General features: G+C 44.8%; 1 pseudogene. It reads right to left on the reverse strand.

Annotated features, from left to right (window positions below):
* Window positions 1–507 (reverse strand): annotated as a pseudogene (locus R7190_RS31145) (Tol-Pal system protein TolB); the annotation flags it as partial.

Consider the following 507-nt stretch of genomic DNA (forward strand, 5'->3'; position numbering starts at 1 on the left):
TTCATGATGAAAATTTCTGCTTGGCCATTTTGGAAGCTTACATACGCAAGTTTCTGCCCATCTGGAGACCATGCAGGAGACATCAGAGGCTGCTTAGAACGCAATACTAATCGCTCATTGTAACCATCGTAATCAGCGACACGAAGCTGGTACGGGAAACGGTCTTTGTCGTTTACAACCACGTAGGCAATACGAGTCATAAATGCGCCACGTTCACCTGTCAGTTGTTCATAGACAAGGTCAGAAATACGGTGAGCGTACTCACGCATACGAGGGCCTTTTACCGTAGCCACTTTGTTAAACAAAACATGGTCTTTAGATAAAACAAGCTCGCCGTCACTCCCTAGAGCTTTGCTCTGCCCACCAGTTAACTGACCGCGTACTACATCAACAAGCTGGTAATTTACAACGTAATCGCCTTGCTCATTTTGCTTGATAGAGCCAGTTAACAACGCATCTACACCAAGGCTTGTCCACGAATCAAAGTTAACTTCTGATTCATTGAAT

This window comes from Vibrio sp. 1078-1, assembly GCF_033340475.1.